Source organism: Phenylobacterium sp., assembly GCF_031412415.1.
In the GTDB taxonomy this organism is placed as follows: Bacteria; Pseudomonadota; Alphaproteobacteria; order Caulobacterales; family Caulobacteraceae; genus Phenylobacterium.
Genome location: NZ_JANOCX010000251.1, coordinates 1 through 5,613, shown reverse-complemented (window position 1 = coordinate 5,613; position 5,613 = coordinate 1). Strand labels below are relative to the sequence as shown.

General features: G+C 68.1%; 9 protein-coding genes. 5 read left to right on the top strand and 4 right to left on the bottom strand.

All coding sequences use genetic code 11. The features are described from left to right. A partial coding sequence (locus tag RMO04_RS12455; RefSeq protein ID WP_309645101.1) for an exodeoxyribonuclease III occupies positions 1-634 on the top strand: 634 nt, incomplete at its 5' end. Here RMO04_RS12455 and RMO04_RS12450 read toward each other — a convergent pair. After that, positions 631-1,089 (bottom strand): hypothetical protein, encoded by a 459-nt coding sequence (locus tag RMO04_RS12450; protein ID WP_309645100.1) that lies wholly within the window; start codon positions 1,087-1,089, stop codon positions 631-633. The genes RMO04_RS12455 and RMO04_RS12450 overlap by 4 nt on opposite strands. Then, a complete protein-coding gene (locus RMO04_RS12445; RefSeq protein WP_309645104.1) occupies positions 1,090-1,776 on the bottom strand; it encodes a response regulator transcription factor in 687 nt (228 codons plus the stop codon). It lies immediately after the preceding gene. Between the two features lie 10 nt (positions 1,777-1,786). Here RMO04_RS12445 and RMO04_RS12440 point away from each other — a divergent pair, with 10 nt between their 5' ends. Further along, positions 1,787-2,341, top strand: a complete 555-nt coding sequence (locus RMO04_RS12440) for a L,D-transpeptidase (RefSeq protein WP_405041495.1) — start codon at positions 1,787-1,789, stop codon at positions 2,339-2,341. Here RMO04_RS12440 and RMO04_RS12435 read toward each other — a convergent pair. Further along, the gene (locus RMO04_RS12435; protein ID WP_309645099.1) at positions 2,331-2,993 is read right to left on the bottom strand and encodes a YggS family pyridoxal phosphate-dependent enzyme; all 663 of its coding nucleotides are present in this window, start codon (positions 2,991-2,993) and stop codon (positions 2,331-2,333) included. The two genes, RMO04_RS12440 and RMO04_RS12435, sit on opposite strands and share 11 nt — an antisense overlap. Before the next feature lie 76 nt (positions 2,994-3,069). Between RMO04_RS12435 and RMO04_RS12430 the strand changes: the two genes are divergently transcribed. Beyond that, a complete protein-coding gene (locus RMO04_RS12430) occupies positions 3,070-3,594 on the top strand; it encodes a thiamine phosphate synthase (protein WP_309645098.1) in 525 nt (174 codons plus the stop codon). On the opposite strand, the gene RMO04_RS12425 is transcribed toward RMO04_RS12430, so the two are convergent. Further along, positions 3,584-3,961, bottom strand: a complete 378-nt coding sequence (locus RMO04_RS12425) for an NtrZ family periplasmic regulatory protein (RefSeq protein ID WP_309645102.1) — start codon at positions 3,959-3,961, stop codon at positions 3,584-3,586. The genes RMO04_RS12430 and RMO04_RS12425 overlap by 11 nt on opposite strands. Before the next feature lie 281 nt (positions 3,962-4,242). On the opposite strand from RMO04_RS12425, the gene RMO04_RS12420 reads away from it, so the two are divergent. Further along, a complete protein-coding gene (locus RMO04_RS12420) occupies positions 4,243-4,731 on the top strand; it encodes a DUF3576 domain-containing protein (protein ID WP_309645097.1) in 489 nt (162 codons plus the stop codon). A 114-nt stretch (positions 4,732-4,845) separates the two neighbouring features. Beyond that, a partial coding sequence (locus RMO04_RS12415; protein ID WP_309645096.1) for a class I tRNA ligase family protein occupies positions 4,846-5,613 on the top strand: 768 nt, incomplete at its 3' end.

The following is a 5,613-nucleotide window of genomic DNA, read 5'->3' as shown; positions in this document are numbered from 1 at the left end:
GATCTCCGGCCAGAAGGGCTGGCACGGCGTCGCCATCGCCTCGCGCCTCCCCATCGAGGATGTGGCGCCGCTCAACGCCTGCCGGGAGGGCCATGCCCGCTGCGTCTCGGGCAAGATCGGCGGCATCGAGGTGCAGAACTTTTACATCCCCGCCGGCGGCGACATTCCGGATCGGGAGCTCAACGCGAAGTTCGACCACAAGCTGGACTTCTATGAGCAGCTCACCGCCGACATGGCCCGCCGCGACCCTAGGCAGCCCTTGGCCATCGTCGGGGATCTGAACGTGGCGCCCGGCGAGTTCGACGTCTGGAGCCACAAGCAGATGTCGAAGATCGTCAGCCACACCCCCATCGAGCTGGAGGCCTTCGCCGCGCTCAAGGCCAGCCTCAACTTCACCGACCTGGTGCGCGAGGCCATCCCCGACCCGCAGAAGCTGTTCTCGTGGTGGAGCTACCGCGCCGCCGACTTCCGCGCGTCGAACCGCGGGCTGCGCCTGGACCACATCCTGATCTCGCCCGGTCTGCGCGAGGCGGCCTTCCGCCACGGCGCGGCGGCGGCCCGGGTCCACGACGACGTTCGCGAATGGGAGCGCCCCAGCGACCACGCCCCGGTTAGCGCGGACTTCGGGCTCTAGGGCTTGAAGTTGGCGGCCATGACGCACCGAGGCGTCCCGCCCGCCAGCGTCACCGTCACCGGGTTACCCACCCCTGGCTTGAAGTAGGATACGCCCCGCTTGGTGGTGACCCGCAGCACGGCGGGCGCGGTGAACTGACAGATCGGCGCGAAGCCGGTTCCACCGCCGTCGCCGACCACGTTGCAGGCGACGTGCCCGAACCGGCGGTCGAACGTCACCTCATTGAAGATGAAGGTCTTCTTGGGTTTCACCGGCAGCGCGTCGAACTCCGCCAACGTCAGCACCGGACAGGGCGGCCCGGCGATGGTCGCAGGATTGGCCGCCGCCTCCGACTCCGCGATCTTCTCCAGCCGGTTCTGGTAGGAGGTGACGCCCACCACCGTGAAGCCGACCACCAACGCGGCGATCATCATCAGCGGGAAGGTCTTGGCGAGACCCCACCTCTTAGCGGCCACCTAAGGCGCCAGCCGATACCCGCCCGCCTCGGTCAGCAGCAGCCGGGCGTTGCCGGGATCGGGCTCGATCTTCTGGCGCAGACGGTAGACGTGGGTTTCCAGGGTGTGGGTGGTGACGCCGGCGTTATAGCCCCAGACCTCGGCCAGCAGTTCCTCGCGGCTGACCGGCTTTTCGCCCGCCCGGTAGAGGTACTTCAGGATGTTGGTCTCTTTTTCCGTCAGCCGGATCTTCTTCTGGTTGGCGTCCACCAGCATCTTGGCCGAGGGCCGGAACTCGTAGGCGCCCAGGTGGAAGACCGCGCCCTCGGACTGTTCGTGGCTGCGGAGCTGGGCGCGGATACGGGCCAGCAGGACCTGGAACTTGAAGGGCTTGGTCACATAGTCGTTGGCCCCGGCGTCCAGGCCCGAGATGGTGTCCTCGTCGGTGTCGGCGGCGGTGAGCATGATGATCGGGCAGACCACACCCTGGGCCCGCATCTGCCGGCAGGCCTCTCGGCCGTTCATGTCCGGTAAGTCTACGTCCAGCAGAATGAGGTCGGGGCGATTCTCGACGGCCGACGCCACCCCGGCGCCGCCGGTCGCGGCCTCAAGAGCCGAGAATTCCTCGGAAAGTTGGAGCTGCTCGGCGATCGCGCCGCGCAGGTCTTCGTTGTCGTCCACGACGAGCAAGGTCTTGCGTTGAGCCATGAGCCGGAACATGCACCGTGTCGCCCCCGCGCGCCAACCTCTCGAGACCCCGCAGACCATGATCTTCACGGCTATGTCAGATGGAACCTTCGATCTGGGCGGCCACATCGTGCCTTGCGCGCTCGGCATGGGTGGGGTCGTGGGCGCCAAGGACAAGCGTGAGGGCGACGGCGCCTCGCCGTTGGGGACCTGGACCATTCGCCGCGTGCTCTATCGGCCCGACAAGGGCGAGCCGCCGGAAACCGGCCTGCCCACCAAGGCCCTGGCCCGCGACGACGGCTGGTGCGACGCCCCTCTGGACCCGGCCTATAACCGCGCGGTGAAGCTGCCCCATCCGGCCAGCGCCGAGCAGATGTGGCGCGACGACGACGTGTACGACCTGGTCTGCGTCCTGGCCCACAACGACGACCCGCCGGTTCCGATGCTGGGCTCGGCCATCTTCCTGCACCTGGCCAAGCCCGGCTATCCGCCCACCCAGGGCTGCGTCGCCCTGGCCCGCGAGCATTTGCTGGAGCTGCTGGCCAAGGCCCGGCTGGGCGACGCCGTGGCGATCGTCAGGGCCTAGCCCGCGCGCCGAACAACGCCGAGCCGACCCGCACGCTGGTGGCGCCGAAGCGGATCGCGGTCTCGAAGTCGTCGCTCATGCCCATGGACAGCTTGGCCAGCCCGTTGCGCGCCGCGATCTTGGCCAGCAGGGCGAAGTGCGGCCCCGGCGGCTCCCCCACCGGCGGAATGCACATCAGGCCCTCGACCTCCAGGCCGTGGATCGCGCGAACCGTTGCGATGAACGCGTCGGCCTCGGCGGGCGCGACGCCGGCCTTCTGGGCCTCCTCGCCGGTGTTCACCTGCACATAGAGACGCGGCGTCCGGCCCTGCTTCTGGACCTCGGCCGCCAGCGCCGCGGCCAGTTTCTCCCGGTCCAGGCTCTCGATCACGTCGAAGAAGGCCACGGCTTCCTTGGCCTTGTTGCTCTGCAGCGGCCCGATAAGGCGCAGCTCCACGCCCGCGCGCCGTTCGCCCCAGCGCTCCATGGCTTCCTGCACCCTATTCTCGCCGAACACGGCCTGGCCGGCCTCCAGGACTGGCGCGATCGCCTCCCAGGGCTGTTGCTTGGAGACGGCGACCAGGGTCACGTCGGAGGCGGCGCGGCCGCACGCCTTCGCCGCGCGGGCGATCCGGTTTAGGACGTCGGAGAGGGCATCGGGAGAGACGGTCATTTCGGGCGGCTTCTGGACAGTGACGCGGACGGCGGCAGCCTTAGGCGCGCGGGCGGCCTGGCGAAAGCCCTCCCTGATGTTCTTCACCGACCCGCAGCGCACCCCCGACATCGAGGCGGCCATGCTGCGCCTGCCCCGTGGATCGGCGGTGGTCTATCGCGCCTTCGGCGCGGCTGACGCTGAGCTCCGGGCGCGTCGCCTGCTGGTCATCGCGCGGGCAAGGGGACTGAAGCTGCTGATCGGCGCCGACGCCGCCCTGGCCCTGAAAATCGGCGCCCATGGCGTCCACCTGCCCGAACGCCTGGCGAGCCAGGCGGCGCGACTGAAGCGGCAAGGCTTTCTGGTCACCACCGCGGCCCACAGCCTCCGGGCCGCGCGACGAGCGTTCGCCTTCGGCGCCGACGCGGTGGTGGTGTCGGCGACATTCCCCTCGGCCAGCGCCTCGGCCGGACCGCCCATGGGACCCGTTCGTCTGGCGATCCTGGTTCGGGCCGCCGGGGGCCCGGTCTACGGCCTGGGCGGAATCAGCGACAAAACAGCCCGCAGGCTGTTGCCTACGGGCGTGGTCGGGATCGCGGCTGTGGAAGCCCTTAGAACTTAAAGGCGGTCTCGAGACGGACGCGCGGGGCGGAATCCACCGGCTGCGTCTTCTTGTATTCCGGCGTTTCCTGGTCGCCGAACGCCACGGCGCCGCCGACCCGAAGGCTGGGCGTCACCCGGAAATAGGCCCCCGCCTGGATGTCGTTCAATTGCATGTCGCGCTCGGCCCGTTGATTCAGGTTGAGCGTGACCCCCCAGCGCCCCCTGCGCGTATCCAACAACGCCTTGGTCCCTTGCGGGGTCATGGTTGTTTCGCTGCGCACGGTGAAGTCGGCGGTCTTGCCCTTCGCCGATTGGGCATGCGCCGCCGAGGCCCCGCTCGCGAGGAGCGCCGCACCGACCAACGAAATGACCAAACGCTTGGACATGACCACCTATATAGCCCCTAAGCCCCGGCCTCGCCATTACACGACGCGACCGTTGGCTCGATTAAAGTCCCCGCGGAGGCGAGGTCAACAGATTGCGGCGCCTCGGACCGGTCTGTGGACAGATCGCCCGGCGCCTGTGGCGGCAGGGCAACGCGATTCCTGTTTGGCGGTTCCCCGCGCATTGTTATAGAGGCTGCGGCTCGGGGGGCGGCGCCGCGGCGCTGAACCGACGCGGACTAACGACTGGGAGCGACTATATGCCGTTTGTGCGCGGTGAGTTTATGCGTGGCGTGACGACCGGGGTGCTGGTGCTCAGCCTCACGGCCCTGGCGGCTTGCTCCAGCAGCAGCGGTACGCGAACCTTCCAGACGCAGGAAGAAGGCGGCTTCAGCCTGTTCGGACGCGGCGGCGGCGGCAAGGCCAAGGGCTCGTCGGGCTCGGCGCCGGCCATCGGCGTCAACGGCTACCTGTGGCGCGCGACCCTGGACACGCTCTCCTTCATGCCGCTGGCCTCGGCCGATCCCTACGGCGGCGTGGTCATCACCGACTGGTATGTGAATCCCGAAAAGCCGGACGAGCGCTTCAAATGCACCGTCTACATCCTGGATTCGCGCCTGCGCGCCGATGGCCTGAACGTGGCGGTCTTCAAGCAGAACCGCGACGCCAGCGGCGCCTGGATCGACGCGGCCTCGGCCGGTCAGACCGAGACCGATCTGGAAAACGCGATCCTTACCAAGGCCCGGCAGCTTCGACTGTCGAACATCGGCTAAGGCCTAAAAGGGCGCATCAGCAAGGGTGAGAACCGTCGGATGCGCTCTCCCATCTAGGGTCAGCGCGACGTCCGCCGCTGGCCGGTTCCCCACCGAAGTCTGAAAGCTGTCCGCATGGCCCGCTACAATCCGAAAGAGACCGAGCCGAAGTGGCGAAAGGCCTGGGACGAGGCCCAGGTCTTCCGCGCCGGCCCGCCCGCGCCCGGAACCCCGAAATACTACGCGCTCGAGATGTTCCCCTATCCGTCGGGGCGCCTGCACATGGGCCATGTGCGCAACTACTCGCTGGGCGACGTGGTGGCCCGGTTCAAGCGCGCCCGGGGCTTCAATGTCCTTCACCCGATGGGCTGGGACGCCTTCGGTCTGCCCGCGGAGAACGCGGCCATGGAGCGCGGCGTGGATCCCCGCGGCTGGACCTACGACAACATCGCCCGCATGCGCTCCGAGCTGAAGGAGCTGGGGCTCAGCATCGACTGGTCCCGCGAGTTCGCCACTTGCGACGTCGAATACTACGGCAAGCAGCAGGCGTGGTTCCTGGACCTGATGAAGACCGGCCTGGTCTATCGCCGCGAAAGCACCGTCAACTGGGACCCGGTCGACCAGACGGTGCTGGCCAATGAGCAGGTGGTCGACGGCCGTGGCTGGCGATCGGGCGCGGTGGTCGAGAAGCGCAAGCTGAACCAGTGGTTCCTGCGCATCACAGACTATGCCGACCAACTGCTGGAAGATCTGTCCACCCTGGACCGCTGGCCCGACAAGGTCCGGTTGATGCAGGAAAACTGGATCGGTCGCTCCAAGGGGGCGAAGTTCTCATTCCAGTTCGCCGGCGACGCGCCTGCCGGTTTCGAGGCCGGCCTGCCGGTCTACACCACCCGGCCCGAC

Excerpts from the sequence above, each read along its gene's own strand:
- RMO04_RS12435 (WP_309645099.1), bottom strand. The coding sequence starts at position 2,993 with ATGACCGTCTCTCCCGATGCCCTCTCCGACGTCCTAAACCGGATCGCC.
- RMO04_RS12445 (WP_309645104.1), bottom strand. The coding sequence starts at position 1,776 with ATGGCTCAACGCAAGACCTTGCTCGTCGTGGACGACAACGAAGACCTG.
- RMO04_RS12430 (WP_309645098.1), top strand. The coding sequence starts at position 3,070 with ATGTTCTTCACCGACCCGCAGCGCACCCCCGACATCGAGGCGGCCATG.
- RMO04_RS12425 (WP_309645102.1), bottom strand. The coding sequence starts at position 3,961 with ATGTCCAAGCGTTTGGTCATTTCGTTGGTCGGTGCGGCGCTCCTCGCG.
- RMO04_RS12440 (WP_405041495.1), top strand. The coding sequence starts at position 1,787 with ATGCACCGTGTCGCCCCCGCGCGCCAACCTCTCGAGACCCCGCAGACC.
- RMO04_RS12420 (WP_309645097.1), top strand. The coding sequence starts at position 4,243 with ATGCGTGGCGTGACGACCGGGGTGCTGGTGCTCAGCCTCACGGCCCTG.